This is a genomic window from Serratia sp. D1N4 (assembly GCF_054552755.1).
The window spans coordinates 4,867,300-4,893,670 of the sequence record NZ_CM137274.1 but is presented as its reverse complement, the minus strand read 5'-3'; the positions used below and the strand labels follow the sequence as shown (position 1 = coordinate 4,893,670).

Here is a 26,371-nt window from a genome sequence, read left to right as displayed (position 1 = left end):
TTACTCCTTGCCTTCAATCAGCTTCAGCAGCTGTGCGGTGGCTATACGCCAATCCGCTGCCTGAGTGATGGCGCTGACCACCGCCACGCTGCCCACGCCGCACTCGAGTACGGCGGGTACGCGATCGAGGCTGATCCCGCCGATCGCCACCGTCGGGTAATCTTGTAATCCGGCGATATGACGCTTCAACTCAGCCAGCCCCTGCGGTGCGGAAGGCATCTCTTTGGTTTGGGTGGGGAAGATATGCCCCAGCGCAATGTAGGAAGGTTTGACCGCGATGGCCCGGGCGATCTCGGCGTCGTCATGGGTTGATACCCCCAGGCGCAATCCGGCCCGATGAATGGCGGCCAGATCGGTGGTATCCAGATCCTCCTGCCCCAAGTGAACACCATAGGCACCGTGTTTGATCGCCAAGCGCCAGTAGTCGTTGATAAACAGCCGTGCACGGTATTGCTTGCCAAGCGCAATGGCGGCGGCAACGTCGGTTTCAACCTGTTCGTCCGGCAGGTCTTTGATGCGCAACTGAATGGTGGTTACGCCTGCATCCAGCAGGCGGGCAATCCATTCAACGCTGTCGACCACCGGGTAAAGCCCCAGTTTGTGCGGGGTGGCAGGAAAGGGCGTGGTGATTTCAGTCATTATTCACCTCTTCCTGTAGGTTAGATGCGCTGTGGTACAGCTCGCTGCCGCGTGAGCGGAACTCGGCAGACATTTTCTCCATACCGGAAAGCTGAACTTCGACCGGTTTAGCGGCCTCAAGAACTGCGGCGTAATCGCGTACCTCCTGCGAGATTTTCATTGAGCAGAATTTCGGCCCGCACATGGAACAGAAGTGGGCGATCTTGCCGGATTCCTGCGGTAGGGTTTCGTCGTGGTAAGCGCGGGCAGTGTCTGGATCAAGCGCCAGGTTGAACTGATCTTCCCAGCGGAATTCGAAACGCGCCTTGGACATGGCGTTATCACGGATTTGCGCACCCGGATGGCCCTTCGCCAGATCCGCAGCGTGGGCCGCGATCTTGTAGGTGATCAGCCCTTGCTTCACGTCTTCCTTGTTTGGCAGGCCGAGGTGCTCTTTTGGCGTGACGTAGCACAGCATTGCGCAGCCGAACCAGCCGATCATGGCGGCACCGATCCCCGAGGTGAAGTGGTCGTAGCCTGGAGCAATATCGGTGGTCAATGGGCCAAGGGTATAGAACGGCGCTTCGTGGCAATGCTCCAACTCTTCGGTCATGTTGCGGCGGATCATCTGCATCGGCACGTGGCCTGGACCTTCGATCATCACCTGCACATCATATTCCCAGGCGACTTTGGTCAGTTCACCCAGCGTGTGCAGTTCGGCAAACTGGGCTTCGTCGTTGGCATCCTGAATTGAGCCTGGGCGCAGGCCATCGCCGAGCGACAAGGCAACGTCGTAGGCGGCGCAGATTTCGCAGATTTCACGGAAGTGCTGATAGAGGAAGTTTTCCTGATGGTGCGACAGGCACCATTTCGCCATGATCGAACCCCCGCGTGACACGATGCCGGTCAGGCGTTTGGCGGTCATTGGCACATAGCGCAGCAGTACGCCCGCGTGGATGGTGAAGTAGTCCACGCCCTGTTCTGCCTGCTCCAGCAGGGTATCGCGGAACATTTCCCAGGTCAGATTTTCCGCCACGCCGTTCACTTTTTCCAAGGCTTGGTAGATCGGCACGGTGCCAATCGGCACCGGGCTGTTACGCAGGATCCATTCACGGGTTTCGTGGATGTAGCGGCCGGTGGAGAGATCCATCACGGTATCCGCGCCCCAACGGGTAGACCACACCAGCTTTTCTACTTCTTCTTCGATCGACGAAGTGACCGCCGAATTACCGATATTGGCATTCACCTTCACCAGGAAATTACGGCCAATGATCATCGGCTCGGATTCCGGGTGGTTGATGTTGGCAGGGATGATGGCGCGGCCAGCGGCCACCTCCTGGCGCACAAATTCCGGCGTGATGTTTTCCGGCAGATTGGCGCCCCAGTGCTGACCAGGGTGCTGCTGGCGTAACACCTCGCCACGAATGCGTTCACGGCCCATATTTTCGCGGATGGCGATAAACTCCATCTCTGGCGTAACGATACCAGCGCGAGCATAGTGCAACTGGGTGACACATTTGCCGGGTAAGGCCTTGCGTGGTAACGGTAAGTGTTCGAAACGCAGATGATCCAGCCCTTCGTCCGCCAGCCGTTGTTGGGTAAAGCCGGAGCTGACCCCGCTCAATGTTGCAGTATCGGCACGCTCTTCAATCCAGCCTGCCCGCAGTTTTTCCAGGCCACGATGGACATCCAACGTGGCGTGCGGATCGCCATAGGGGCCTGCGGTGTCATACACCGGGATCGCCTCATTCTGTTCATACTGCGGGTTATCTTTATTGCCGCCGATCAGCGTAGGGCTAAGCTGGATCTCACGCATCGGAACACGGATGTCGCCGCGTGAGCCTTGCAGATAGATACGGTGAGAGTTGGGGAAAGTCACGCCTTGTAAGGCATCGATAAACTGCTGCGCTTCGTCGCGCTGCTGTTTGCGGGCACGGGGCTTGTTCATCGTAGACATAGCAAATTCCTATCAGTGGGTGATGTTTGGAAAATTGCTTGTCTGGAGCTCGGAGGGAGTAATGATGCTGGCCAAGAAAGCAGCGAGACCCTGGATCGGGTAAGCTGTTTTTGGCGGTAGATTACTCTTGTTCCCTTCGCGGGTCTTAACCCGATCAGGTTCCGCGGATCCCGAATTAACGGTCTCAGCCTGGCTAATTTGTTAAACAGATCAGCGCTAGGCACTCCGACAAGAAGCGTCCAGTATAGGAGAGTGAGTAAAAACTACAAGGTTACCTTCGATCTTTCATGTTGCAGCGTGGTTGGTTGTGCGAGGTGACTCAGCCCGTCCGTGGGCTAAAGTTTATTGATGGGTTTAGGCGCGGTTTTCCAGCGAATCGGCGTTGGAAGCTCCTGGCTGAGCTTGCTGTAAGGTTTCTGCAGCCAGTTGAATCAGGTGATCCTCCAGGGCAAAGCGTGACGCCAAGGCTTCGCCGATATCTGACAGTGCCTGATGAAATTCCAGACAGACGTCCTGATCGATATCCACTTCGGTATAGCGATCGTGGAACGCCATGATCGTTTCGGTATTGGCCTGTAGCTTCGGGTAGAACTTGGTGGTCAGCGCCATTTTGGGGCTGGCTGAGCCTTCCACCCGCTTGATAATTTCGCCATAGATGTGAAAATGTCCATCAGAGAGATAATCCACCAGATTCTGGCAAAAGTTCTCCAGCGCTTTTTCATTCAGCGGCGTATGCTTTTCTTTGTTCGGTTTGATGCCTACCAAGGTGCAATAGGCGACCAGTAATTGCTTGCGTGCCTGTAGCCATTGATCAACTAATTCATTACTGCCACCAACGCGTTGAGTCAGGTTTTCCAACTTATTGAGCATGTTTGACTCCGTGAGTAATAGAAAGAAAACAGTAATTTATTAAAATCTAACCAAGAACAATTCCTAGATTGCCAGTGAAGCAGAGGTTGTGCAACAACATATGGAACTTGCATTAACGGGTAACGAAAATGGCTGGTGGATCGTCAGCCATGAAAGCAAAATTTGGCTGCCAAATGGTGAGTTGCCGTTGGGTTCAGCGGCGTCATATTCATTGTCGGGCCTGCATGCTCGCCAGATTGGTGAATGGGAAGGGGTACCGGTATGGCTGGTATGCCAGCCGATGCCAAAAGAGATGGGTTCGGTGCGGCAATTGCTCGATCGTGAACGCGGTCTGTTCCAACTTGCCGGGCGTGGTGTGCAGTTGGCCAACTTTTACCGTTCACATAAGTTTTGTGGCTATTGCGGCCATGAAATGGTGCTCAGCCGCACCGAGAGCGCCTGCCTGTGCAATCACTGCCGTGAACGCTATTACCCGCAAATTGCGCCTTGCGTGATCGTCGCCATCCGCCGTAATGATGAGATCCTGCTGGCACAGCACGTGCGCCACCGTGGTGGGATCCATACCGTGTTGGCCGGGTTTGTGGAGGTGGGGGAAACGCTGGAGCAGGCGGTAGCACGTGAGGTGATGGAAGAAAGCAATATCGCCATCACCAACCTGCGTTATGTGACATCTCAACCCTGGCCGTTTCCACATTCGCTGATGATGGCCTTTATGGCGGATTATCAGAGCGGTGAACTGCGCCACGATCCGAAAGAGTTGCTCAACGCAGGCTGGTATCGCCACGACCAATTGCCGTTGTTACCACCACCGGGCACCGTGGCGCGCCGGTTGATCGAGGATACCGTGGCGCTGTGTCGGGCAGAATAGAATCATGTACAATGGCGCCAGATGATCACGGGAGCCTGATAAATGAATGAGTTGAAGAACGATCGTTACCTGCGTGCTTTGCTGCGCCAGCCGGTGGATGTGACTCCTGTGTGGATGATGCGTCAGGCCGGTCGTTATTTGCCGGAGTACAAGGCCACGCGTGCCCAGGCCGGTGATTTTATGTCGCTGTGCAAAAATGCAGAATTGGCCTGCGAAGTGACGTTACAGCCGCTGCGCCGCTATGCGCTGGATGCCGCCATTTTGTTCTCCGACATTCTCACCATTCCCGACGCCATGGGCCTGGGGCTCTATTTCGAAGCCGGTGAAGGGCCACGCTTTTCATCCCCCATTACCTGCCGTGCCGATGTAGACAAGCTGCCTGCGTTTGATCCAGAAGATGAACTGGGTTACGTGATGAATGCGGTGCGTACTATCCGTCGTGAGCTGAAAGGTGCAGTGCCGCTGATCGGTTTCTCCGGCAGCCCGTGGACGCTGGCGACCTACATGGTGGAAGGGGGGAGCAGCAAGGCGTTTACCAAGCTGAAGAAGATGATGTACGCCGAGCCACAAACGCTGCATCTGTTGCTGGATAAACTGGCAGACAGCGTCATTCTGTATCTCAATGCCCAGATCAAAGCCGGTGCGCAATCGGTGATGGTGTTTGATACCTGGGGCGGCGTGCTGACCGGCCGCGACTACCTTGAGTTTTCGCTGCATTACATGCATAAAATCGTTGATGGTCTGCTGCGTGAAAACGACGGCCGCCGGGTGCCGGTGACTTTGTTCACCAAAGGCGGCGGTCAGTGGTTGGAAGCGATGGCCGCGACCGGTTGTGATGCGCTGGGTCTGGATTGGACCACGGATATCGCCGATGCACGCCGCCGTGTGGGTCACCAGGTTGCGCTACAGGGCAATATGGATCCTTCCATGCTGTATGCCGCGCCGGAACGTATCGCGCAGGAAGTGGAAACCATCTTGGCTGGCTTTGGTCACGGCGAAGGGCACGTCTTTAACCTGGGTCATGGCATCCATCAGGATGTGCCGCCAGAGAATGCGGGTGCCTTTGTCGAAGCCGTGCACGCGCTTTCGGCTAAATACCATCGCTGAGCCTGTAAGGAGACGCTGTGATTGATACTCAGGCCCTGCGGACGGAGCAGTTACAGCGTGCGGGCGACGTCATTCGCCACGATGATTTTCTGCAAAACCCGCCAGCTTTTATTGCCGGTGCTGACGTTGGTTTTGAGCAAGAAGGTGCGGTGACGCGCGCTGCCATTGCCATTCTGCGCTATCCTTCTTTGGAACTGGTGGAATACCGGGTGGCGCGCATCAAGACCTCGATGCCCTATATCCCCGGATTTCTTTCGTTCCGTGAGTATCCAGCTTTGCTTGCCGCGTGGGAGCAATTGCAACAGAAGCCCGATCTGATCTTCGTCGATGGGCATGGTATTTCGCACCCGCGGCGTTTGGGCGTGGCCAGCCACTTTGGCTTGCTGGTGAATGTGCCGACGATCGGCGTGGCCAAAAAGCGTTTGTGCGGCACCTTTGCCCCGCTTGATGCGGCGGCTGGTGCGTTGGCAGCGCTGGAAGACAAGGGCGAGCAGCTTGGTTGGGTGTGGCGCAGCAAGGCGCGCTGCAATCCATTGTTTATTGCCACCGGCCATCGCGTGAGCACGGCTAGTGCGCTGGCTTGGGTGCAGCGCTGTATGGCAGGGTACCGTTTGCCGGAGCCCACGCGTTGGGCCGATGCTATCGCTTCGCGCCGTCCGGCCTTTGTACGCTGGCTACAGCAGCATCCAGAGATGTCGACCTGCGCGATTTCGGGTACACTGCGCGGCAGATAACGAGTAAGAGAGTACACAATGCTACGTAACCCCATTCATTTACGCTTGGAAAAGCTCGAAAGCTGGCAACATTTGACCTTTATGGCGAGTTTGTGCGAGCGTATGTACCCGAATTATCAGATGTTCTGCCTGCAAACCGAGTTCGGCGATCCGGCGATTTATCGCCGTATTCTGGATCTGGTGTGGGAGACGTTGGTGGTAAAAGATGCCAAGGTCAACTTTGACAGCCAACTGGAAAAGCTGGAAGAGGCGATCCCGTCGGCAGAAGATTACGATCTTTACGGCGTTTACCCAGCAATTGACGCCTGCATCGCATTAGGTGAACTGGTCCATTCGCGCCTCAGCGGAGAGACGCTGGAGCACGCCATTGCCATTAGCGAAACCTCAATTCGCACCGTGGCGATGTTGGAAATGACCCAGGCTGGCAAAGAAATGACCGACGAAGAGCTGAAAATTCTGCCTGCCGTTGAAGAAGAATGGGACATCCAATGGGAGATTTTCCGCCTGTTGGCCGCCAGCGAAGAGCGCGATTTGGATCTGATCAAAGGGTTACGATCTGACCTGCGTGAGGCGGCGGTAAGTAACATCGGGATAAATTTAACGCAATAAGGCAAGAAAACGTGATTTAACGCCTGATTTGTCATGCCTTAAGGCTTCACATCCGCACCCTGTCTGGTCTACATTTGGGGGGCGAAAAAAAAGTGGCTATCGGTGCGTGTATGCAGGAGGGTGCTGTCAATCGGCATATCCGTCGCACTCGATGCTTTGCAAACGATAAACACACTGTAAGGATAACTTATGAACAAGACTCAACTGATTGATGTAATCGCGGACAAGGCTGACCTTTCCAAAGCACAAGCTAAACTGGCTCTGGAATCTACCTTGGCTGCTATTACTGAGTCTCTGAAAGAAGGTGATGCAGTACAATTGGTTGGTTTCGGTACTTTCAAGGTAAACCATCGTAACGAGCGCACTGGCCGCAACCCACAGACTGGTAAAGAAATCAAAATCGCAGCTGCTAATGTGCCTGCGTTCGTTTCTGGCAAAGCACTGAAAGACGCAGTCAAATAAGACGCGTATTGGTGAAAAGATTAAACAGAGGGGCGATGGCGCCCCTTTTGTTTGCCCGCCGGGTACTGATGGTGGTTGCCGTGATCGGCGGCCTGAGCGCCTGTAGTTTTCGTTCTACCCCTCCTTCATTTACTGCCAGCGGTTTTGTTGCCGATCAGGGAGTCATCCGCCTGTGGCGCAAAGACGATAACCAGCAGCGTCCCATGGTGCTGATGAGCGTCTATAGCCCTTATCGTGGCCCAGGGACGATAACTACCCTGTATGAATACCAGAATGGTGTACTGCGCCAGATCAGGCGTACCGATGCTGACGGCGATAAGGACTCGATTCAATTACGCTTTACCAACGACGGTACGGTCAGCTTTATGCAGCGCCAATTGGCGACGCGGCGCGAAAAACTGTCCAGCGACGATATCGCACTCTACCAATATCAGGCTCGCCGCATTCTGGAAGTGAGCGATGCCCTCAATGCTGGCCGGGTAAGGCTGTTGCAGGGGCGTTGGCAGCAGGGGAATGTGCAGTCGTGCCGTGGCGAAATGCTGAAACCAGACTTTGGCAAGCAGGCGGAAGCCTGGATTGCGCAGCGTGCTGCCAACAGCAGCCAACCGGTGAGTGTAGCCTGGCTGGATGGGCCGGACGGACGTGAACTGCTGCTGGTGGCGAACGACGATTTCTGTCGTTGGGAACCTACAGAAGATTCGCTTTAGAAAAGCCAATAAAAAAGGCTCTGCGAACAGAGCCCTCTCGTTTTACCTTGGTCGAGCTTATTTGCCACGCGCAATCGCGCGGTAGCCAATATCTTTGCGGCAGAAGCAGCCTTGCCACTGAATATTTTCCGCCAACTGATAAGCTCGTTGCTGTGCTTCAGCCACCGTTGCACCCAAGGCCGTCACGCACAATACGCGGCCGCCGCTGGTGACCACATCATTCCCTTGCAGACGCGTACCGGCATGGAACACTTTCCCATTGGCACTTTCCTGCTGCGATAAACCATGGATCACATCACTATTGCGGTAATCACCAGGATAGCCTCCGGCAGCCAGTACTACGCCTAAAGCAGGACGCTCGTCCCACTCGGAGGTTTTCCCTCCCAACGTACCTTCGGCACCCGCCAGACACAGTTCAACCAGATCGGAGCGCAGGCGTAACATGATTGGCTGAGTTTCCGGATCGCCAAAGCGGCAGTTGAATTCAATCACCTTAGGTTGACCGTCGGCATCAATCATCAGGCCAGCATACAGGAAGCCCACGTAAATATTACCTTCTGCCGCCATGCCGCGCACGGTTGGCCAGATCACCTGATCCATTACGCGCTGGTGGATTTCATCGGTGACCACCGGAGCCGGTGAATAAGCTCCCATACCACCGGTATTCGGGCCGGTATCGCCATCGCCCACACGCTTGTGATCCTGGCTGGTGGCCATTGGGACCACGTTTTCACCATCCACCATCACAATAAAGCTGGCTTCTTCGCCTTCAAGGAATTCTTCGATCACGATACGGTGCCCTGCGTCGCCAAAGGCATTGCCCGCCAGCATATCCTGAATGGCGTCTTCTGCTTCTTTCAGCGTCATGGCAACAATCACGCCTTTACCTGCTGCCAAGCCGTCAGCTTTGATCACGATCGGCGCGCCTTTGCTGCGTACGTACGCCAGCGCAGCGTCCACATCGGTGAAGTTCTGGTATTCCGCGCTTGGGATCACATGGCGAGCCAGGAAATCTTTGGTGAACGCTTTGGAGCCTTCTAACTGGGCGGCTGCCTGCGACGGACCAAAAATTTTCAGACCAGCGGCCTGAAAAGCATCAACCACGCCAATCACCAACGGGGCTTCAGGGCCAACAATGGTGAGACCGATAGCATGGCTTTTGGCAAAGGCCAGCAGTGCCGGGATATCGGTTGGGGCGATATCAATGTTGGTCAGGTTGACTTCCAATGCCGTGCCCGCATTGCCCGGCGCAACGTAAACCTTATCCGCCAATGGTGATTGGGCCGCTTTCCAAGCCAACGCATGTTCGCGCCCGCCGTTACCGATAATCAGAATATTCATCAGGTGCTCCATAAACAGCGTGCGCTTTGGCGCACGCAGCGAAAGGGATTAATGGCGGAAATGACGCATGTCGGTGAAGATCATCGCAATACCGTGCTCATTGGCAGCGGCAATCACTTCGTCATCGCGAATCGAACCGCCTGGCTGGATAACGCAGGTAATACCTACTGCGGCTGCGGCGTCGATACCGTCACGGAACGGGAAGAAAGCGTCAGACGCCATGGCGGAGCCGGGTACTTCCAAGCCTTCGTCAGCGGCTTTGATACCCGCAATCTTGGCCGAGTAAACGCGGCTCATCTGGCCCGCCCCGATGCCGATGGTCATGTTGTCACGCGCATAAACAATGGCGTTGGATTTAACGAACTTAGCCACTTTCCAGCAGAACAGCGCATCACGCAGTTCCTGAGCGGTTGGCTGACGTTCAGAAACCACGCGCAGATCGCCTTCAGCCACCATGCCCAGATCGCGATCCTGCACCAGCAGGCCACCGTTGACGCGTTTGAAATCCAGACCGGCAACGCGTTGCTGCCACTGGCCACAGGCCAGTACGCGCACATTCTGTTTGGCCGCTAGCAGAGAGCGAGCTTCGTCACTGATGCCTGGTGCGATGATCACCTCAACGAACTGGCGGCTGATGATCGCTTTCGCTGTCTCAGCATCCAATTCACGGTTGAAAGCGATGATGCCACCAAAGGCAGAGGTGGGATCGGTCTGGTAGGCACGATCATAAGCAGCGAACAGGCTTTCGCCGATCGCCACACCACAAGGATTAGCGTGTTTGACGATCACGCAGGCAGGCTCGGCGAACTCTTTCACACATTCCAGCGCAGCGTCGGTATCGGCGATGTTGTTGTAAGAGAGAGCCTTGCCTTGCAGCTGTGCGGCGGTGGCGACGGAGGCTTCCTGCAGGTTCTCTTCTATATAGAAGGCGGCTTGCTGGTGGCTGTTCTCGCCGTAGCGCATATCCTGCTTCTTGATGTAGTTCAGGTTCAGGGTGCGTGGGAAGCGGCCAGAAGGCTGCTCAGTTTCGCCGTGATAGGCCGGAACCAGAGCACCAAAGTAGTTGGCGATCATGCTGTCGTAAGCTGCGGTATGCTCAAAGGCCTTGATCGCCAGATCGAATCGGGTTGGATAGCGCAGCGAGCCCGCATTGTTATCCATTTCTGTAATGATGGCGGCGTAGTCGCTGCTCTTCACCACGATAGCGACATCTTTATGGTTCTTGGCGGCAGAGCGCACCATGGTTGGGCCACCGATATCGATATTCTCAACGGCATCCTCCAATGAACAATCTGGACGAGCTACGGTTTGGGCGAAGGGATACAGATTCACTACCACCATATCGATCGGCTTGATCGCATGTTGCTCCATGATGGCATCATCCTGGCCACGACGGCCCAGAATACCGCCATGCACTTTCGGATGCAGGGTCTTCACTCGTCCATCCATCATTTCCGGGAAACCGGTGTAGTCAGAAACTTCGGTAACGGGCAGACCGGCATTCGCCAGCAGGCGGGCGGTGCCGCCGGTGGAAAGCAGTTCTACGCCTCTCTGGGAGAGAGCTTCGGCGAATTCAACGATACCGGCTTTATCAGACACGCTGAGCAGAGCTCGGCGGATTGGACGAGGTTGTTGCATGGTTTTATCCCTTGGCTTTGAGTCGCAATATAAAGAGCGTTACGTGAATCTCTACCTTCTTTCCTTATATATAGGAAGGGCAGGAACAGATTCAGGTAACGCCCCCGTAAAAAGGGGGGATCGTTTTGTCGCGGGAATTGTAGCGAAAACGTTTGCGCGGTGCTCGTAAATTTTCCGAGCAAATGCGCTCTGTGGATAAGTTAGTGCATAACCGGGTATAAGGACGGGTTTTGCTGTGGAATGCAGCAAACGGTGTTTTTTATCGAAAATACCTGTTGCGGCCTGCGTGGAACTCCCTATAATGCGCCTCCATCGACACGGAACATGTGAATAACTTCACAGAGTCTCCGGGGGTCGCAGAGAAAAAACCTGAAAATTAAGGTTGACTCTGAAAGAGGAAAGCGTAATATACGCCACCTCGAGTTAGCAAGCGAAAGCGCGTAACTCACTGCTCTTTAACAATTTATCAGACAATCTGTGTGGGCACTCACAAGACGATATCCAGCCACCTCGGTGGCAAAAAAATATCAAGTCTTGAAGAGTGACCAAAGCAGTATACATTGACCCGCAAGGGCAATGCATTTGCAGAAAGTAATCTTTGAGCATCGCTTTACTTGTTAAAGCAAATCGAACTTTTAATTGAAGAGTTTGATCATGGCTCAGATTGAACGCTGGCGGCAGGCCTAACACATGCAAGTCGAGCGGCAGCGGAAAGTAGCTTGCTACTTTGCCGGCGAGCGGCGGACGGGTGAGTAATGTCTGGGAAACTGCCCGATGGAGGGGGATAACTACTGGAAACGGTAGCTAATACCGCATAACGTCTTCGGACCAAAGTGGGGGACCTTCGGGCCTCACACCATCGGATGTGCCCAGATGGGATTAGCTAGTAGGTGAGGTAATGGCTCACCTAGGCGACGATCCCTAGCTGGTCTGAGAGGATGACCAGCCACACTGGAACTGAGACACGGTCCAGACTCCTACGGGAGGCAGCAGTGGGGAATATTGCACAATGGGCGCAAGCCTGATGCAGCCATGCCGCGTGTGTGAAGAAGGCCTTCGGGTTGTAAAGCACTTTCAGCGAGGAGGAAGGCAGTCGTGTTAATAGCGCGACTGATTGACGTTACTCGCAGAAGAAGCACCGGCTAACTCCGTGCCAGCAGCCGCGGTAATACGGAGGGTGCAAGCGTTAATCGGAATTACTGGGCGTAAAGCGCACGCAGGCGGTTTGTTAAGTCAGATGTGAAATCCCCGCGCTTAACGTGGGAACTGCATTTGAAACTGGCAAGCTAGAGTCTTGTAGAGGGGGGTAGAATTCCAGGTGTAGCGGTGAAATGCGTAGAGATCTGGAGGAATACCGGTGGCGAAGGCGGCCCCCTGGACAAAGACTGACGCTCAGGTGCGAAAGCGTGGGGAGCAAACAGGATTAGATACCCTGGTAGTCCACGCTGTAAACGATGTCGACTTGGAGGTTGTGCCCTTGAGGCGTGGCTTCCGGAGCTAACGCGTTAAGTCGACCGCCTGGGGAGTACGGCCGCAAGGTTAAAACTCAAATGAATTGACGGGGGCCCGCACAAGCGGTGGAGCATGTGGTTTAATTCGATGCAACGCGAAGAACCTTACCTACTCTTGACATCCACGGAACTTGCTAGAGATAGCTTGGTGCCTTCGGGAACCGTGAGACAGGTGCTGCATGGCTGTCGTCAGCTCGTGTTGTGAAATGTTGGGTTAAGTCCCGCAACGAGCGCAACCCTTATCCTTTGTTGCCAGCACGTGATGGTGGGAACTCAAAGGAGACTGCCGGTGATAAACCGGAGGAAGGTGGGGATGACGTCAAGTCATCATGGCCCTTACGAGTAGGGCTACACACGTGCTACAATGGCATATACAAAGAGAAGCAAACTCGCGAGAGCCAGCGGACCTCATAAAGTATGTCGTAGTCCGGATTGGAGTCTGCAACTCGACTCCATGAAGTCGGAATCGCTAGTAATCGTAGATCAGAATGCTACGGTGAATACGTTCCCGGGCCTTGTACACACCGCCCGTCACACCATGGGAGTGGGTTGCAAAAGAAGTAGGTAGCTTAACCTTCGGGAGGGCGCTTACCACTTTGTGATTCATGACTGGGGTGAAGTCGTAACAAGGTAACCGTAGGGGAACCTGCGGTTGGATCACCTCCTTACCTAACGATATTGCATCGAGTGAGTGCTCACAACAGATTGTCTGATAGAAAGTAATGAGCAAAAGCGCTACCTGTTGATGTAATGAGTCTTCCGGACTCATGCTGATACGAACCGATTAAGAATTTCTATTTAATCGGATTTTCGTGTCCCCATCGTCTAGAGGCCTAGGACACTGCCCTTTCACGGCTGTAACAGGGGTTCGAATCCCCTTGGGGACGCCATCCGATAATGAGTGAAAGACATTATCACCGGTTCTTGCGGAACCGAAAATAACGTAAAGATGACTTTCACAAGTCGTGTTTACGATATTGCTCTTTAACAATCTGGAACAAGCTGAAAATTGAAACCTGACAGCTGAAACTTATCCCTCCGTAGAACTATTGGGGTAAGGATTACCCTGTCAGAGAGTCTCTCAATTGTTTACAGCACGACTGTGTTCTCTGTTTACAGGAAACACCTTCGGGTTGTGAGGTTAAGTGACTAAGCGTACACGGTGGATGCCTAGGCAGTCAGAGGCGATGAAGGGCGTGCTAATCTGCGAAAAGTGTCGGTAAGCTGATATGAAGCGTTACAACCGGCAATACCCGAATGGGGAAACCCAGTGCAATTCGTTGCACTATCGTATGGTGAATACATAGCCATACGAGGCGAACCGGGGGAACTGAAACATCTAAGTACCCCGAGGAAAAGAAATCAACCGAGATTCCCCCAGTAGCGGCGAGCGAACGGGGAAGAGCCCAGAACCTGAATCAGTGGGTGTGTTAGTGGAAGCGTCTGGAAAGTCGCGCAGCAAAGGGTGATAGCCCCGTACACTAAAATGCATGCATTGTGAGTTCGATGAGTAGGGCGGGACACGTGACATCCTGTCTGAATATGGGGGGACCATCCTCCAAGGCTAAATACTCCTGACTGACCGATAGTGAACCAGTACCGTGAGGGAAAGGCGAAAAGAACCCCGGCGAGGGGAGTGAAATAGAACCTGAAACCGTGTACGTACAAGCAGTGGGAGCCTACTAGTTGGGTGACTGCGTACCTTTTGTATAATGGGTCAGCGACTTATATTTTGTAGCAAGGTTAACCGAATAGGGGAGCCGTAGGGAAACCGAGTCTTAACTGGGCGTCTAGTTGCAAGGTATAGACCCGAAACCCGGTGATCTAGCCATGGGCAGGTTGAAGGTTGGGTAACACTAACTGGAGGACCGAACCGACTAATGTTGAAAAATTAGCGGATGACTTGTGGCTGGGGGTGAAAGGCCAATCAAACCGGGAGATAGCTGGTTCTCCCCGAAAGCTATTTAGGTAGCGCCTCGTGAACTCATCTTCGGGGGTAGAGCACTGTTTCGGCTAGGGGGCCATCCCGGCTTACCAACCCGATGCAAACTCCGAATACCGAAGAATGTTATCACGGGAGACACACGGCGGGTGCTAACGTCCGTCGTGAAGAGGGAAACAACCCAGACCGCCAGCTAAGGTCCCAAAGTCATGGTTAAGTGGGAAACGATGTGGGAAGGCATAGACAGCCAGGATGTTGGCTTAGAAGCAGCCATCATTTAAAGAAAGCGTAATAGCTCACTGGTCGAGTCGGCCTGCGCGGAAGATGTAACGGGGCTAAACCATGCACCGAAGCTGCGGCAGCGACGCTAAGGCGTTGTTGGGTAGGGGAGCGTTCTGTAAGCCGTTGAAGGTGGTCTGTGAGGGCTGCTGGAGGTATCAGAAGTGCGAATGCTGACATAAGTAACGATAAAGCGGGTGAAAAACCCGCTCGCCGGAAGACCAAGGGTTCCTGTCCAACGTTAATCGGGGCAGGGTGAGTCGACCCCTAAGGCGAGGCCGAAAGGCGTAGTCGATGGGAAACGGGTTAATATTCCCGTACTCGGTGTTACTGCGAAGGGGGGACGGAGAAGGCTAGGCTAGCCGGGCGACGGTTGTCCCGGTTTAAGCGTGTAGGGGGAGAGAATTGGTAAATCCGTTCTCTTATTCAACCCTGAGGCGTGATGACGATGCACTACGGTGCAGAAGTGGTTGATGCCAAGCTTCCAGGAAAAGCCTCTAAGCTCCAGGTAACACAGAATCGTACCCCAAACCGACACAGGTGGTCAGGTAGAGAATACCCAGGCGCTTGAGAGAACTCGGGTGAAGGAACTAGGCAAAATGGTGCCGTAACTTCGGGAGAAGGCACGCTGGCGCGTAGGTGAAGAGACTTGCTCTCGGAGCTGAAGCCAGTCGCAGATACCAGCTGGCTGCAACTGTTTAATAAAAACACAGCACTGTGCAAACACGAAAGTGGACGTATACGGTGTGACGCCTGCCCGGTGCTGGAAGGTTAATTGATGGGGTTAGCGGCAACGCGAAGCTCTTGATCGAAGCCCCAGTAAACGGCGGCCGTAACTATAACGGTCCTAAGGTAGCGAAATTCCTTGTCGGGTAAGTTCCGACCTGCACGAATGGCGTAATGATGGCCAGGCTGTCTCCACCCGAGACTCAGTGAAATTGAACTCGCTGTGAAGATGCAGTGTACCCGCGGCAAGACGGAAAGACCCCGTGAACCTTTACTATAGCTTGACACTGAACATTGAGCCTTGATGTGTAGGATAGGTGGGAGGCATCGAAGTGTGGACGCCAGTCTGCATGGAGCCAACCTTGAAATACCACCCTTTAATGTTTGATGTTCTAACTCGGCCCCGTGATCCGGGGTGAGGACAGTGTCTGGTGGGTAGTTTGACTGGGGCGGTCTCCTCCCAAAGAGTAACGGAGGAGCACGAAGGTTAGCTAATCACGGTCGGACATCGTGAGGTTAGTGCAAAGGCATAAGCTAGCTTGACTGCGAGAGTGACGGCTCGAGCAGGTACGAAAGTAGGTCTTAGTGATCCGGTGGTTCTGAATGGAAGGGCCATCGCTCAACGGATAAAAGGTACTCCGGGGATAACAGGCTGATACCGCCCAAGAGTTCATATCGACGGCGGTGTTTGGCACCTCGATGTCGGCTCATCACATCCTGGGGCTGAAGTAGGTCCCAAGGGTATGGCTGTTCGCCATTTAAAGTGGTACGCGAGCTGGGTTTAGAACGTCGTGAGACAGTTCGGTCCCTATCTGCCGTGGGCGTTGGAAGATTGAGAGGGGTTGCTCCTAGTACGAGAGGACCGGAGTGAACGCACCACTGGTGTTCGGGTTGTCATGCCAATGGCACTGCCCGGTAGCTAAGTGCGGAAAAGATAAGCGCTGAAAGCATCTAAGCGCGAAACTTGCCTCGAGATGAGTCTTCCCTGGGCCTTTAAGGTCCCTGAAGGAACGTTTAAGACTAAGACGTTGATAGGCTGGGTGTGTAAGTGCAGCGATGCATTGAGCTAACCAGTACTAATGAACCGTGAGGCTTAACCTTACAACACCGAAGGTGTTTTAGTGAGAGACAGAATATAAGTTTTGATTTTCAGCGATGTTCTTAGATTGGTTCTGGTGGTTACGTGTAGAGACATGTAACGGCCTGGAATGAAACAGAATTTGCCTGGCGGCAATAGCGCGGTGGTCCCACCTGACCCCATGCCGAACTCAGAAGTGAAACGCCGTAGCGCCGATGGTAGTGTGGGGTCTCCCCATGCGAGAGTAGGACACTGCCAGGCATCAAATTTGTGTGCTGATATGGCTCAGTTGGTAGAGCGCACCCTTGGTAAGGGTGAGGTCCCCAGTTCGACTCTGGGTATCAGCACCACTTTATTAAAGTGGTTTAGAAGTTCGGCAGAAAAAGAATTAAAAGAATTTGCTTGGCGGCAATAGCGCGGTGGTCCCACCTGACCCCATGCCGAACTCAGAAGTGAAACGCCGTAGCGCCGATGGTAGTGTGGGGTCTCCCCATGCGAGAGTAGGACACTGCCAAGCATCAATTAAGCCGAGAGGCCATCCGCAAGGATGGCCTTTTTGCTTTTCCGGTCTACCAAATCCTCCTTTTCCTCTCTGGCGATGAAACATTTTCACCTTCCTGTTGAAGACTCGACATGGTGGTAAAAAAACGTTATCTTCAGGCATCTAGAAGTCTAAACGTATAAACGGATATGTGGGGGTTAGGCAATGCCGATTCGTGTTCCTGATGAGTTACCTGCGGTGAGTTTCTTGCGCAATGAGAATGTCTTTGTGATGACATCTTCACGAGCAAAAACACAGGAAATCAGGCCGTTAAAAGTGCTTATCCTCAACCTGATGCCAAAAAAGATCGAGACTGAGAACCAGTTCCTGCGCTTGCTCTCCAATTCTCCGTTGCAGATCGATATCCAACTGCTGCGTATCGACAGCCGCGAATCGAAGAACACGCCTGCCGAGCACCTGAACAATTTCTACTGCAACTTTGAAGATATTCAGGATGAGAATTTCGACGGCCTGATCGTCACCGGCGCGCCGTTGGGCCTGGTTGATTTTTGTGATGTTGCCTATTGGCCGCAGATTGAGCGTGTAATCGATTGGGCTAAGAACCACGTGACTTCCACGCTGTTTGTCTGCTGGGCAGTCCAGGCGGCGTTAAACATCTTGTACGGTATTCCGAAGATGACCCGCGAGGTGAAGCTCTCGGGTGTGTATCAACATCAGACGCTGCAACAGCATGCCTTGCTGACCCGTGGTTTTGATGAAACCTTCCTGGCTCCACATTCACGCTATGCCGATTTCCCTGCCGACGTTATCCGTCAGTATACGGATCTGGATATTCTGGCCGAGTCGGAGCAGGCTGGTGCCTATCTGTTCGCCAGCCGTGACAAGCGCCTGGCATTTGTTACCGGGCATCCTGAATACGATACCCTGACGTTAGCGGGTGAGTATTGTCGTGATAACGATGCAGGCCTTAACCCTAGCGTTCCGCTAAATTATTTCCCTAACGACAACCCTGAACTCCCCCCTAAAGCTTCATGGCGCAGCCATGGTCACTTACTGTTTGCCAACTGGTTGAATTACTACGTCTACCAGATCACCCCGTTCGATCTGCGTCATATGAACCCTACTCTCGAGTAACATTTCCTCCTGGTATGGTGGCTGAATCGAGGCCACCATGCACTGCTCTGCGGCTTTTCTCCCCCTTTCTCGATGCCTTATCACCAATAATTTCATTTAAAACAATCCACTACATCACTTTTCCCACTTTATCGGAATTGGGTTCCTAGTTTGTTATCAATGATAAATTCTGTAATTTATTGATAATAAAAGGTTAATAAAATATTTAATAAAAAAATGGAAATCGTTTTTGATTTTTAATTTTTGTTGGTTATTCTAGAGTCAAAAGGGCTGATATCTAACCAATTAGCGGTTGTGTTTTCACCCTGAAATGCCGTGGTTTCCGACAATAATACTTTGCTCAGCCAGCAATGGCGGAGCGGGATGATGGGAAGGAGCAAGACAATGATGCAACAGATAGCAGGCACGGAGTTAACGTTTACGCGGGGTTTCAGCGCGGCTGAGCGACAGGTATTAACGGATGATGCCGTCGAATTCCTGGCGGAACTGGTGGCGAAGTTTACTCCGCAACGCAACAAGCTATTGGCTGCACGCGTCTGCTGGCAGGAAAATATCGATCGCGGCGGTTTGCCGGATTTTATTTCGGAAACTGATTCCATTCGTAATGGTAGCTGGAAAATCCGTGGCATTCCTGACGATTTACGCGATCGTCGGGTCGAGATTACCGGCCCTGTTGAACGCAAGATGGTGATCAATGCGTTGAACGCCAACGTCAAAGTATTCATGGCCGACTTCGAAGATTCGCTGGCCCCAAGCTGGGACAAAGTGATCGAAGGGCAAATCAACCTGCACGACGCGGTGAACGGCACTATTTCCTATACCAACGAAGCGGGTAAGATTTACCAGCTCAAACCGAACCCGGCGGTATTGATCGCCCGCGTTCGCGGCCTGCATCTGCCAGAGAAACATGTGCAGTGGCAAGGCGAGGCCATTCCCGGCGGGCTGTTCGATTTTGCCCTCTACTTCTTCCATAACTACCGCCAGTTGCTGGCAAAAGGCAGCGGTCCGTATTTCTATCTGCCAAAAATGCAGTCCTGGCAGGAGGCGGCCTGGTGGAGTGAAGTATTCAGCTCTACCGAAGATCGCTTCGAGCTGCCGCGCGGTACGATCAAAGCGACCGTACTGATCGAGACCTTGCCCGCCGTATTCCAGATGGACGAAATCCTGTATCACCTGCGCGATCATATCGTCGGGTTGAACTGCGGCCGTTGGGATTACATTTTCAGCTATATCAAAACGTTGAAGAATCACGGCGAACGCGTGCTGCCGGATCGCCAATCCGTCACCATGACCCAACCTTTCCTCAGCGCTTATTCACGCTTGCTGATCAAAACCTGCCACAAGCGCGGTGCTTTTGCGATGGGCGGCATGGCAGCATTTATCCCCAGCAAAGATGCAGAACAGAATGCCATCGTGCTCGGTAAGGTGCGGGCAGACAAAGAACTGGAAGCGACTAACGGCCACGACGGCACCTGGGTTGCGCATCCAGGGTTGGCCGATACGGTGATGGAAGTCTTCAACCGTATTCTGGGCGATCGCCGCAATCAGCTGGAAGTGCTGCGCGAGCAGGACGCACCGATCACCGCAGCCCAGTTGCTGGAACCTTGTGACGGTGAGCGTACAGAAGCGGGGATGCGCGCTAATATCCGTGTGGCGGTGCAATACATTGAGGCCTGGATCTCCGGCAATGGCTGCGTGCCGATTTATGGCCTGATGGAAGATGCCGCCACCGCTGAGATCTCCCGTACCTCTATCTGGCAGTGGATCCACCATGAAAAGAGCCTCAGCAATGGCCAACTGGTGACCAAAGCGCTGTTCCGCCAAATGCTGAAAGAAGAAATGCTGGTAGTACGTGAAGAATTGGGTGAGGCGCGCTACAACGCTGGCCGGTTTGAAGAAGCGACGCGCCTGATGGAGCGTATCACTACGCAAGATGAGCTGATCGATTTCCTGACCTTACCCGGCTACGAATTACTGGCCTGATAAACCGTTCCTGACTATTAACCCTACATTAATGACAAAGGATAAATATATGACAACCTCTCGTACCCAACAGATCCAACAGCTGGAACAGGAATGGAAATCAGCACGTTGGGAAGGCATCACCCGCCCATACAGTGCCGCAGACGTGATCAACCTGCGCGGTTCGGTCAACCCGGTCTGCACGCTGGCGCAAAACGGTGCGGCCAAACTGTGGGAGTTGCTGCACGGTAAATCCCGCAAAGGGTACGTTAACAGTCTGGGTGCGCTGACCGGCGGCCAGGCGTTGCAGCAGGCGAAAGCGGGCGTAGAAGCGATTTATCTGTCCGGCTGGCAGGTGGCTGCGGATGCGAATACCGCCTCTGCCATGTACCCGGACCAGTCACTGTACCCGGTAGATTCTGTTCCAGCGGTGGTTGAGCGTATCAATAATACCTTCCGCCGCGCCGATCAGATCCAGTGGGCGAACCAGATTGAACCGGGTAGTAAAGGTTATACCGACTATTTCCTGCCGATCGTTGCCGATGCGGAAGCCGGTTTTGGCGGCGTGCTGAACGCGTTTGAACTGATGAAGGCGATGATCGAAGCCGGTGCCGCAGGGGTACACTTTGAAGACCAACTGGCAGCGGTGAAGAAATGCGGCCATATGGGCGGCAAAGTTCTGGTACCGACCCAGGAAGCGATCCAGAAACTGGTAGCTGCGCGCTTAGCGGCCGACGTGCTCGGCGTGCCGACCCTGTTGATTGCGCGTACCGATGCCGATGCGGCAGATCTGCTGACCTCCGATTGCGATCCGTACGACAGCGCCTTTGTGTCGGGTGAACGCACGGCGGAAGGTTTCTTCCGTACCCATGCTGGCATTGAACAAGCGATTAGCCGTGGCTTGGCTTATGCTCCTTACGCCGATCTGGTGTGGTGCGAAACCTCAACCCCAGATCTGGCCGCAGCGAAGCGTTTTGCCGACGCCATTCATGCCAAATTCCCTGGCAAGCTGCTGGCCTACAACTGTTCACCGTCCTTTAACTGGCAGAAAAACCTGGACGATCAGACCATCGCCCGCTTCCAGGATGAGCTGTCTGCCATGGGCTACAAATACCAGTTCATCACCCTGGCCGGTATTCACAGCATGTGGTTCAACATGTTCGACCTGGCCCACGCCTATGCTCGCGGCGAAGGCATGAAGCACTATGTTGAAAAAGTGCAGCAGCCGGAGTTTGCCGCCGTCGAACGTGGGTATACCTTTGCTTCGCACCAGCAGGAAGTGGGTACTGGCTACTTCGACAAAGTCACCACCGTCATTCAGGGCGGGGCCTCTTCCGTCACTGCGCTGACCGGTTCGACCGAAGAACAGCAGTTCTAGTCTCACCACCGTAACAATGCGTAATTCAGGGCCTGCATTTGCAGGCTCTGCCTCGTGGGCAGGGAGGGGTAAAGATGGTGGCAAAACGGGAGTTGTTGATCGCACAGACGATCTTACAGGGATTTGATGCACAATATGGTCGCTTTCTGGAGGTTACCGCCGGGGCGCAGCAGCGTTTTGAGCAGGCCGACTGGCCCGCCGTACAGCAGGCGATGAAAAAGCGTATCCATCTTTACGATCACCATGTTGGCTTGGTGGTAGAGCAGTTGAAATGTATCACCGGGCAGCGCTATTACGATGCGGATTTCCCCAGCCGGGTGAAGGCGGTGTACACCGAATTACTGCCGGATTACCCACGCTTTGAAATTGCCGAGAGTTTTTTCAATTCGGTTTACTGCCGCCTGTTTAAGCACCGTGATTTAACCCCGGACAAACTGTTTGTTTTCAGCTCGCAGCCCGAACGGCGTTTTCGTGATATTCCACGGCCGCTGTCGCGCAATTTCCTGCCTAATGGCGATATGGCGGCGATGCTGCACAGCCTGCTGACCGATCTGCCGCTGCGTCTGCCGTGGGAAGATCTGCCGCGTGATATCGGTTATATCACTCAGGTATTGCAGCGGGACTTTAACCCCGAGCAATTGGCCGGAGCGACGCTCCAGGTGGCCAATGAGTTGTTTTACCGTAACAAAGCCGCCTGGTTGGTGGGCAAACTGCGGCTGGCAGACGGCGTTTATCCGTTCTTGCTGCCGATCCATCGCAGCGATTCCGGCGCTCTGTTTATTGATACCTGCCTGACCAGTAAGGCCGAGGCCAGCATCGTGTTTGGCTTTGCCCGTTCTTACTTTATGGTTTATGCGCCATTACCGGCGGCGCTGGTGGAATGGCTGCGTGAGATCCTGCCGGGCAAAACCACCGCCGAGTTGTATATGGCGATTGGCTGCCAGAAGCACGGCAAAACCGAATGCTATCGCGAATACCTGACCTTTATGGCGCAATCTCAGGAGCAGTTCATTATTGCCCCGGGCGTGAAAGGTATGGTGATGCTGGTGTTTACCTTGCCGTCTTTCGATCGGGTGTTCAAAGTGATCAAAGACCAGTTCGCCCCGCAGAAAGAGGTTACGCAAGCTCAGGTGATGGCCTGCTACCAACTGGTTAAAGAGCACGATCGCGTTGGCCGCATGGCGGATACGCAGGAGTATGAGAACTTCGTGGTGGATAAGGCGCGCCTCAGCCCGGAGTTGTGGGCAGAGTTACAGCTGGAAGTGCCGGAAAAGCTGGAAGATCTTGGCGATCGCGTGGTCATTAAGCATCTGTACATGGAACGGAAGATGACGCCGCTGAACCTGTATCTGGAACAGGCCAACGACCAGCAACTGCACGATGCGATAGAAGAATATGGCAACGCGATCAAACAGTTGGCAGCGGCCAATATCTTCCCCGGCGACATGCTGTTTAAAAACTTCGGCGTGACCCGCCACGGGCGCGTGGTGTTCTACGACTATGACGAAATTTGCTATATGACCGAAGTGAATTTTCGCGATATTCCGCCGCCGCGCTACCCGGAAGACGAAATGGCCAGTGAACCCTGGTACAGCGTCTCACCGAATGATGTCTTTCCGGAGGAGTTCCGTCATTTCCTGTGTGGCGATCGGCGCATCCGGCAGGTCTTTGAGGAGATGCACAGCGATCTGTTCGAAGCGGATTACTGGCGCGGTTTGCAACAGCGGATTAAGGATGGGCACGTAGAAGACGTGTTTGCCTATCGCAAAAAGCGCCGTTTCAGCCAGCGGTTGACTTCAGGTTATGCGGGGCTTCCACAGGCTGAAGTCATTGAGCGGGCTGGCTGAGGTTTGCCTCTTAAAACGGGATGCAGCAGGCTCCTTGTTCCGCGCCGGAAAGTTGGCTGCGTAACGCACTGAACAGTTCACGGCCACAACCGATACGCCCGGCGTTCAAATCCGGTTGGTAAGCGTTGCGCTGAGCCAGTTCGGCGGCATCAACCAGCAGTTGCAATTCGCCGGTCTGACCGTTAACGCAGATCAGATCGCCGTTTTGTACTTTTGCCAGCATCCCGCCGGTATAGGCTTCCGGCGTGACGTGGATCGCCGAAGGCACTTTACCGGAGGCCCCCGACAGGCGGCCATCGGTCACCAGTGCCACCTTAAAGCCGCGATCCATCAGTACGCCGAGCGGCGGCATCAGTTTATGCAACTCTGGCATACCGTTGGCCTGTGGCCCCTGAAAGCGCACCACCACCACACAGTCCTGGTTCAGCTTGCCCGCCTCGAAGGCCGGTACGATATCGTGCTGGCTTTCAAACACCACCGCTGGTGCTTCGATAATCTGGTTATCGGCGGGTACCGCCGAGGTTTTCATCACCGCACGCCCCAGATTGCCGGCAAGCACTTTGGTGCCGCCGTGGTGCTCGAACGGTGCGGCGATGCTGGCAATCACGTTGTTATCCAGCGAGCTCTGCGCCCCAGCGCGCCAGGCCAGTTGACCATGATCCAGCCAAGGTTCCTGCGTATAGCGCTCCAGGCCGAAACCGGCAACGGTGTGAACATCCTGGTGCAGCAGGCCATTTTTCAGCAGTTCACCTATCACCAGTTGCACGCCCCCGGCGGCCTGGAACTGGTTGATATCTGCTGGGCCATTGGGATAGATACGGCATAACAGCGGTACGGCGTCAGAAAGCTCAGAAAAATCATCCCAGTTGATGATGATGCCCGCAGCCCGCGCCATCGTGACCATATGCATGGTCAGGTTGGTAGAGCCGCCGGTGGCCAACAGCGCGACAATGCCGTTAACCACCACTTTCTCATCGACCAACTGGCCGATCGGTAAATAATGGCCGCTGGTTTCGGTCAGCCGGGTCACCTGGCGTGCCGCGGCGTCGGTCAGCGCATCGCGCAGCGGCGTATCCGGATGCACAAAGGAGGCGCCCGGCAGATGCAGGCCCATCACTTCCATCACCATCTGGTTGGTGTTGGCGGTGCCGTAGAAGGTGCAGGTACCGATACCGTGATAAGACGCCGCTTCGGCTTCCAGCAGCGCGTGGCGATCGGCCTTGCCTTCGGCATAGAGCTGACGTACTCGCACTTTCTCTTTGTTTGGCAGGCCGCTGCTCATCGGCCCGGCAGGCACAAACACCGCTGGCAGATGGCCGAAAGACAGCGCTGACATCACCAGCCCCGGCACGATCTTGTCGCAGATCCCCAGAAACAGCGCGCCATCGAACATGTTGTGCGCCAGCCCGATAGCGGCGGACATGGCGATCACATCACGGCTCATCAGCGAAAGCTCCATGCCATCCTGCCCCTGAGTCACGCCATCGCACATTGCGGGTACGCCACCCGCCACCTGGCCGACCGCCCCCACGCTGTGCAGCGCCTGTTTCAGCCGTTGCGGGTAATTTTCGTAAGGCTGATGGGCGGAAAGCATATCGTTATAGGCAGTGATGATGGCGATATCGCTACGCACCATATTTTTCAGCGCGGCTTTATCGCTGGGCTGGCAGGCAGCAAAGCCGTGCGCCAGATTACCGCAGGCCAACTGCGAGCGGTGTACGGTCTGCGATCGGGCCTCGGCGATGCGCGCCAGATAGGCAGAGCGGCTCTGTTTTGAACGTTCGATGATGCGCTGTGTTACGCGCGATAGGCTGTGGTTAATCATTCCGTCCTCACATGGCAGCCCTGCTACGCGATTGCTGAGGGCCGGTTATGTTGTTACTGTCAATTAAAGTTACCGGTAACATGTTATCGGTAACAATATCGAGGGAAATGTTCTCAGTGGCAATCGGCTTCAGCAGGCAGGATCGCTAACTGTGATCGGCTTCATGCTTCTAGCGAGCAGGGAAACAAGATCTCTACAAGCAGTCACAGAAATACAACAGAGGAGACTTGCCCCCACCTCAGCCGGTTGACCAAGATGGCAGGCAGGTGAGAACGTTAACGCACGCCACCATATTCGAGGCTGATCTCTTTGGCGGCGTGTATCACCAACGCCCCGAGTTCCGTCACGCGATCGTCGGTGATGCGTGAAACCGGGCCGGAAATGGAGATCGCCGCAAAGGCCTCGCGGTGCTCATCAAAAATACAGGCCGCTACGCAGCGCAGGCCGAGCGCATGTTCTTCGTCGTCAAACGAGAAACCCTGCTTGCGGATCAGCGCCAGCCCTTCTTTCAGGTTATGCGGTGTCAGCGTGCGCGCGGTATAGGTGTGCATGCCTTTTTTATGCAGCAGCTTGGTGACCTGAGCGTCTGAAAGCGTAGCCAGAAACGCTTTGCCTGCGCCAGAAGCGTGCATCGGCAGCTTGCCGCCAATCGGGGCCGACATGCGCATCAGCGCGGTGCACTGCACCTGATCGATAATTACCGCCTGATATTCGCTGGTATCCAGTACTGCCAGGTTAACCGTCTCGCCGGATTCCTCCATCAGGCGGCGCAGCGTCGGGTGCACCATCGCCAGCAGATTGCGGCTCTGCAAGAAGCTGCTGCCGACCACAAACGCATGTGCGCCCATGGTCCACAGGCCAAGATCGCCCACCTGGCGGACAAAACCTTGCTGTTGCATGGTGGTGAGCAGGCGATGGGTGGTGGAATTAGGCAATCCGGCCTGCTGGGCCAGATCGGTCAGCGCGACGTTACCGTGCGCTTCAGCAATATATTCCAGTAATTTCAGGCCACGGGTCAGTGACTGGACCTGGCCGGTTGCGGCACTGGCGGCGGGTGCTGCGGTGCGCGGCTTCTTGCCTCGCTTGGCGGGTACGGGTGTGGCCATGATTCACCTTCTATTTTCCGTATGGTGGAATTCATTTTCGTTTTTTGAGTATGAATTGCAAGGCGCATCTTTGCTCATCGGATCTGTTGGCTAGCCAACCTGAAAAACTCTCAATGAGCGCTCACACCTTTGCTTCTACAACCTGTGCTAGGATGACTCGTTTGTTTATA

General features: G+C 54.4%; 17 protein-coding genes, 2 tRNA genes, 4 rRNA genes and 1 riboswitch. Of the genes, 16 read left to right on the top strand and 7 right to left on the bottom strand.

Going from position 1 to position 26,371, the window contains the following annotated elements; all coding sequences use genetic code 11:
* The 3 genes from thiE to rsd form a co-directional block, all read right to left on the bottom strand.
* On the bottom strand, positions 1–639 hold the full coding sequence (gene thiE, locus ACX1CU_RS21910; RefSeq protein ID WP_459400315.1) for a thiamine phosphate synthase: 639 nt from the start codon (positions 637–639) through the stop codon (positions 1–3).
* Positions 632–2,575 (bottom strand): phosphomethylpyrimidine synthase ThiC, encoded by a 1,944-nt coding sequence (gene thiC, locus ACX1CU_RS21905; protein ID WP_459400314.1) that lies wholly within the window; start codon positions 2,573–2,575, stop codon positions 632–634. The genes thiE and thiC overlap by 8 nt, the downstream gene beginning before the upstream one ends.
* 114 nt (positions 2,576–2,689) lie before the next feature.
* Positions 2,690–2,813: riboswitch (TPP riboswitch) on the bottom strand.
* Between the two features lie 116 nt (positions 2,814–2,929).
* Positions 2,930–3,445, bottom strand: a complete 516-nt coding sequence (rsd, locus tag ACX1CU_RS21900) for a sigma D regulator (protein WP_459400313.1) — start codon at positions 3,443–3,445, stop codon at positions 2,930–2,932.
* 100 nt (positions 3,446–3,545) lie between these two features.
* On the opposite strand from rsd, the gene nudC reads away from it, so the two are divergent.
* The 6 genes from nudC to ACX1CU_RS21870 all read left to right on the top strand — a co-directional run bounded on the left by nudC (position 3,546) and on the right by ACX1CU_RS21870 (position 7,932).
* Positions 3,546–4,313, top strand: coding sequence for an NAD(+) diphosphatase (gene nudC / locus ACX1CU_RS21895; protein ID WP_459400312.1), 768 nt, complete (start codon positions 3,546–3,548; stop codon positions 4,311–4,313).
* A gap of 42 nt (positions 4,314–4,355) precedes the next feature.
* Positions 4,356–5,420: a uroporphyrinogen decarboxylase gene (gene hemE / locus ACX1CU_RS21890; protein ID WP_459400311.1), complete on the top strand. Its 1,065-nt coding sequence runs from the start codon at positions 4,356–4,358 to the stop codon at positions 5,418–5,420.
* A gap of 17 nt (positions 5,421–5,437) precedes the next feature.
* Entirely contained in the window at positions 5,438–6,154 is a 717-nt protein-coding gene (gene nfi, locus ACX1CU_RS21885) for a deoxyribonuclease V (RefSeq protein ID WP_459400310.1), read from the top strand.
* Between the two features lie 18 nt (positions 6,155–6,172).
* The gene (locus tag ACX1CU_RS21880; RefSeq protein ID WP_459400309.1) at positions 6,173–6,763 is read left to right on the top strand and encodes a YjaG family protein; all 591 of its coding nucleotides are present in this window, start codon (positions 6,173–6,175) and stop codon (positions 6,761–6,763) included.
* Between the two features lie 189 nt (positions 6,764–6,952).
* Complete coding sequence (gene hupA, locus ACX1CU_RS21875) at positions 6,953–7,225, top strand: nucleoid-associated protein HU-alpha (protein ID WP_012004757.1); 273 nt, start codon at positions 6,953–6,955, stop codon at positions 7,223–7,225.
* Positions 7,226–7,260: 35 nt separating this feature from the next.
* Positions 7,261–7,932 (top strand): DUF1481 domain-containing protein, encoded by a 672-nt coding sequence (locus ACX1CU_RS21870; RefSeq protein WP_459400308.1) that lies wholly within the window; start codon positions 7,261–7,263, stop codon positions 7,930–7,932.
* Between the two features lie 57 nt (positions 7,933–7,989).
* On the opposite strand, the gene purD is transcribed toward ACX1CU_RS21870, so the two are convergent.
* Together purD and purH are read right to left on the bottom strand one after the other, a co-directional pair.
* Positions 7,990–9,273: a phosphoribosylamine--glycine ligase gene (purD, locus tag ACX1CU_RS21865; RefSeq protein ID WP_459400307.1), complete on the bottom strand. Its 1,284-nt coding sequence runs from the start codon at positions 9,271–9,273 to the stop codon at positions 7,990–7,992.
* A gap of 48 nt (positions 9,274–9,321) precedes the next feature.
* Positions 9,322–10,911 carry a bifunctional phosphoribosylaminoimidazolecarboxamide formyltransferase/IMP cyclohydrolase gene (gene purH / locus ACX1CU_RS21860; protein WP_459400306.1) on the bottom strand — a complete coding sequence of 530 codons (1,590 nt, stop codon included), beginning with the start codon at positions 10,909–10,911 and terminating at the stop codon, positions 9,322–9,324.
* Between the two features lie 636 nt (positions 10,912–11,547).
* On the opposite strand from purH, the gene ACX1CU_RS21855 reads away from it, so the two are divergent.
* The 10 genes from ACX1CU_RS21855 (at position 11,548) to aceK (ending at position 23,270) form a co-directional block, all read left to right on the top strand.
* Positions 11,548–13,090: ribosomal RNA gene (locus ACX1CU_RS21855) — 16S ribosomal RNA — on the top strand.
* Positions 13,091–13,236: 146 nt separating this feature from the next.
* A tRNA-Glu gene (locus tag ACX1CU_RS21850) sits at positions 13,237–13,312 on the top strand.
* Positions 13,313–13,561: 249 nt separating this feature from the next.
* Positions 13,562–16,470: ribosomal RNA gene (locus ACX1CU_RS21845) — 23S ribosomal RNA — on the top strand.
* Positions 16,471–16,592: 122 nt separating this feature from the next.
* A 5S ribosomal RNA gene (rrf, locus tag ACX1CU_RS21840) occupies positions 16,593–16,708 on the top strand.
* 13 nt (positions 16,709–16,721) lie between these two features.
* Positions 16,722–16,797 (top strand) — tRNA-Thr (locus tag ACX1CU_RS21835).
* A gap of 51 nt (positions 16,798–16,848) precedes the next feature.
* Positions 16,849–16,964 (top strand): 5S ribosomal RNA (gene rrf, locus ACX1CU_RS21830).
* The 16S, 23S and 5S rRNA genes sit together here with 2 tRNA genes alongside, the layout of an rRNA operon.
* 189 nt (positions 16,965–17,153) lie before the next feature.
* The gene (gene metA / locus ACX1CU_RS21825; protein WP_459400305.1) at positions 17,154–18,083 is read left to right on the top strand and encodes a homoserine O-succinyltransferase MetA; all 930 of its coding nucleotides are present in this window, start codon (positions 17,154–17,156) and stop codon (positions 18,081–18,083) included.
* Positions 18,084–18,467: 384 nt separating this feature from the next.
* Entirely contained in the window at positions 18,468–20,066 is a 1,599-nt protein-coding gene (aceB, locus tag ACX1CU_RS21820) for a malate synthase A (RefSeq protein ID WP_459400304.1), read from the top strand.
* A gap of 49 nt (positions 20,067–20,115) precedes the next feature.
* Complete coding sequence (gene aceA / locus ACX1CU_RS21815; protein WP_459400303.1) at positions 20,116–21,423, top strand: isocitrate lyase; 1,308 nt, start codon at positions 20,116–20,118, stop codon at positions 21,421–21,423.
* A 74-nt stretch (positions 21,424–21,497) separates the two neighbouring features.
* The gene (aceK, locus tag ACX1CU_RS21810; RefSeq protein ID WP_459400302.1) at positions 21,498–23,270 is read left to right on the top strand and encodes a bifunctional isocitrate dehydrogenase kinase/phosphatase; all 1,773 of its coding nucleotides are present in this window, start codon (positions 21,498–21,500) and stop codon (positions 23,268–23,270) included.
* Between the two features lie 10 nt (positions 23,271–23,280).
* Here the strand turns inward: aceK and edd are convergent, their stop codons facing one another.
* Together edd and iclR are read right to left on the bottom strand one after the other, a co-directional pair.
* The gene (edd, locus tag ACX1CU_RS21805) at positions 23,281–25,095 is read right to left on the bottom strand and encodes a phosphogluconate dehydratase (RefSeq protein WP_459400301.1); all 1,815 of its coding nucleotides are present in this window, start codon (positions 25,093–25,095) and stop codon (positions 23,281–23,283) included.
* Positions 25,096–25,370: 275 nt separating this feature from the next.
* Complete coding sequence (gene iclR / locus ACX1CU_RS21800; protein WP_459400300.1) at positions 25,371–26,201, bottom strand: glyoxylate bypass operon transcriptional repressor IclR; 831 nt, start codon at positions 26,199–26,201, stop codon at positions 25,371–25,373.
* Between the last annotated feature and the right edge of the window lie 170 nt (positions 26,202–26,371).

Bases quoted from the DNA above. Each gene is read 5' to 3' on its own strand.
- thiE (WP_459400315.1), bottom strand. From the start codon at position 639: ATGACTGAAATCACCACGCCCTTTCCTGCCACCCCGCACAAACTGGGG.
- thiC (WP_459400314.1), bottom strand. From the start codon at position 2,575: ATGTCTACGATGAACAAGCCCCGTGCCCGCAAACAGCAGCGCGACGAA.
- rsd (WP_459400313.1), bottom strand. From the start codon at position 3,445: ATGCTCAATAAGTTGGAAAACCTGACTCAACGCGTTGGTGGCAGTAAT.
- nudC (WP_459400312.1), top strand. From the start codon at position 3,546: ATGGAACTTGCATTAACGGGTAACGAAAATGGCTGGTGGATCGTCAGC.
- hemE (WP_459400311.1), top strand. From the start codon at position 4,356: ATGAATGAGTTGAAGAACGATCGTTACCTGCGTGCTTTGCTGCGCCAG.
- ACX1CU_RS21880 (WP_459400309.1), top strand. From the start codon at position 6,173: ATGCTACGTAACCCCATTCATTTACGCTTGGAAAAGCTCGAAAGCTGG.
- hupA (WP_012004757.1), top strand. From the start codon at position 6,953: ATGAACAAGACTCAACTGATTGATGTAATCGCGGACAAGGCTGACCTT.
- ACX1CU_RS21870 (WP_459400308.1), top strand. From the start codon at position 7,261: ATGGCGCCCCTTTTGTTTGCCCGCCGGGTACTGATGGTGGTTGCCGTG.
- purD (WP_459400307.1), bottom strand. From the start codon at position 9,273: ATGAATATTCTGATTATCGGTAACGGCGGGCGCGAACATGCGTTGGCT.
- purH (WP_459400306.1), bottom strand. From the start codon at position 10,911: ATGCAACAACCTCGTCCAATCCGCCGAGCTCTGCTCAGCGTGTCTGAT.
- metA (WP_459400305.1), top strand. From the start codon at position 17,154: ATGCCGATTCGTGTTCCTGATGAGTTACCTGCGGTGAGTTTCTTGCGC.
- aceB (WP_459400304.1), top strand. From the start codon at position 18,468: ATGATGCAACAGATAGCAGGCACGGAGTTAACGTTTACGCGGGGTTTC.
- aceA (WP_459400303.1), top strand. From the start codon at position 20,116: ATGACAACCTCTCGTACCCAACAGATCCAACAGCTGGAACAGGAATGG.
- aceK (WP_459400302.1), top strand. From the start codon at position 21,498: ATGGTGGCAAAACGGGAGTTGTTGATCGCACAGACGATCTTACAGGGA.
- edd (WP_459400301.1), bottom strand. From the start codon at position 25,095: ATGATTAACCACAGCCTATCGCGCGTAACACAGCGCATCATCGAACGT.
- iclR (WP_459400300.1), bottom strand. From the start codon at position 26,201: ATGGCCACACCCGTACCCGCCAAGCGAGGCAAGAAGCCGCGCACCGCA.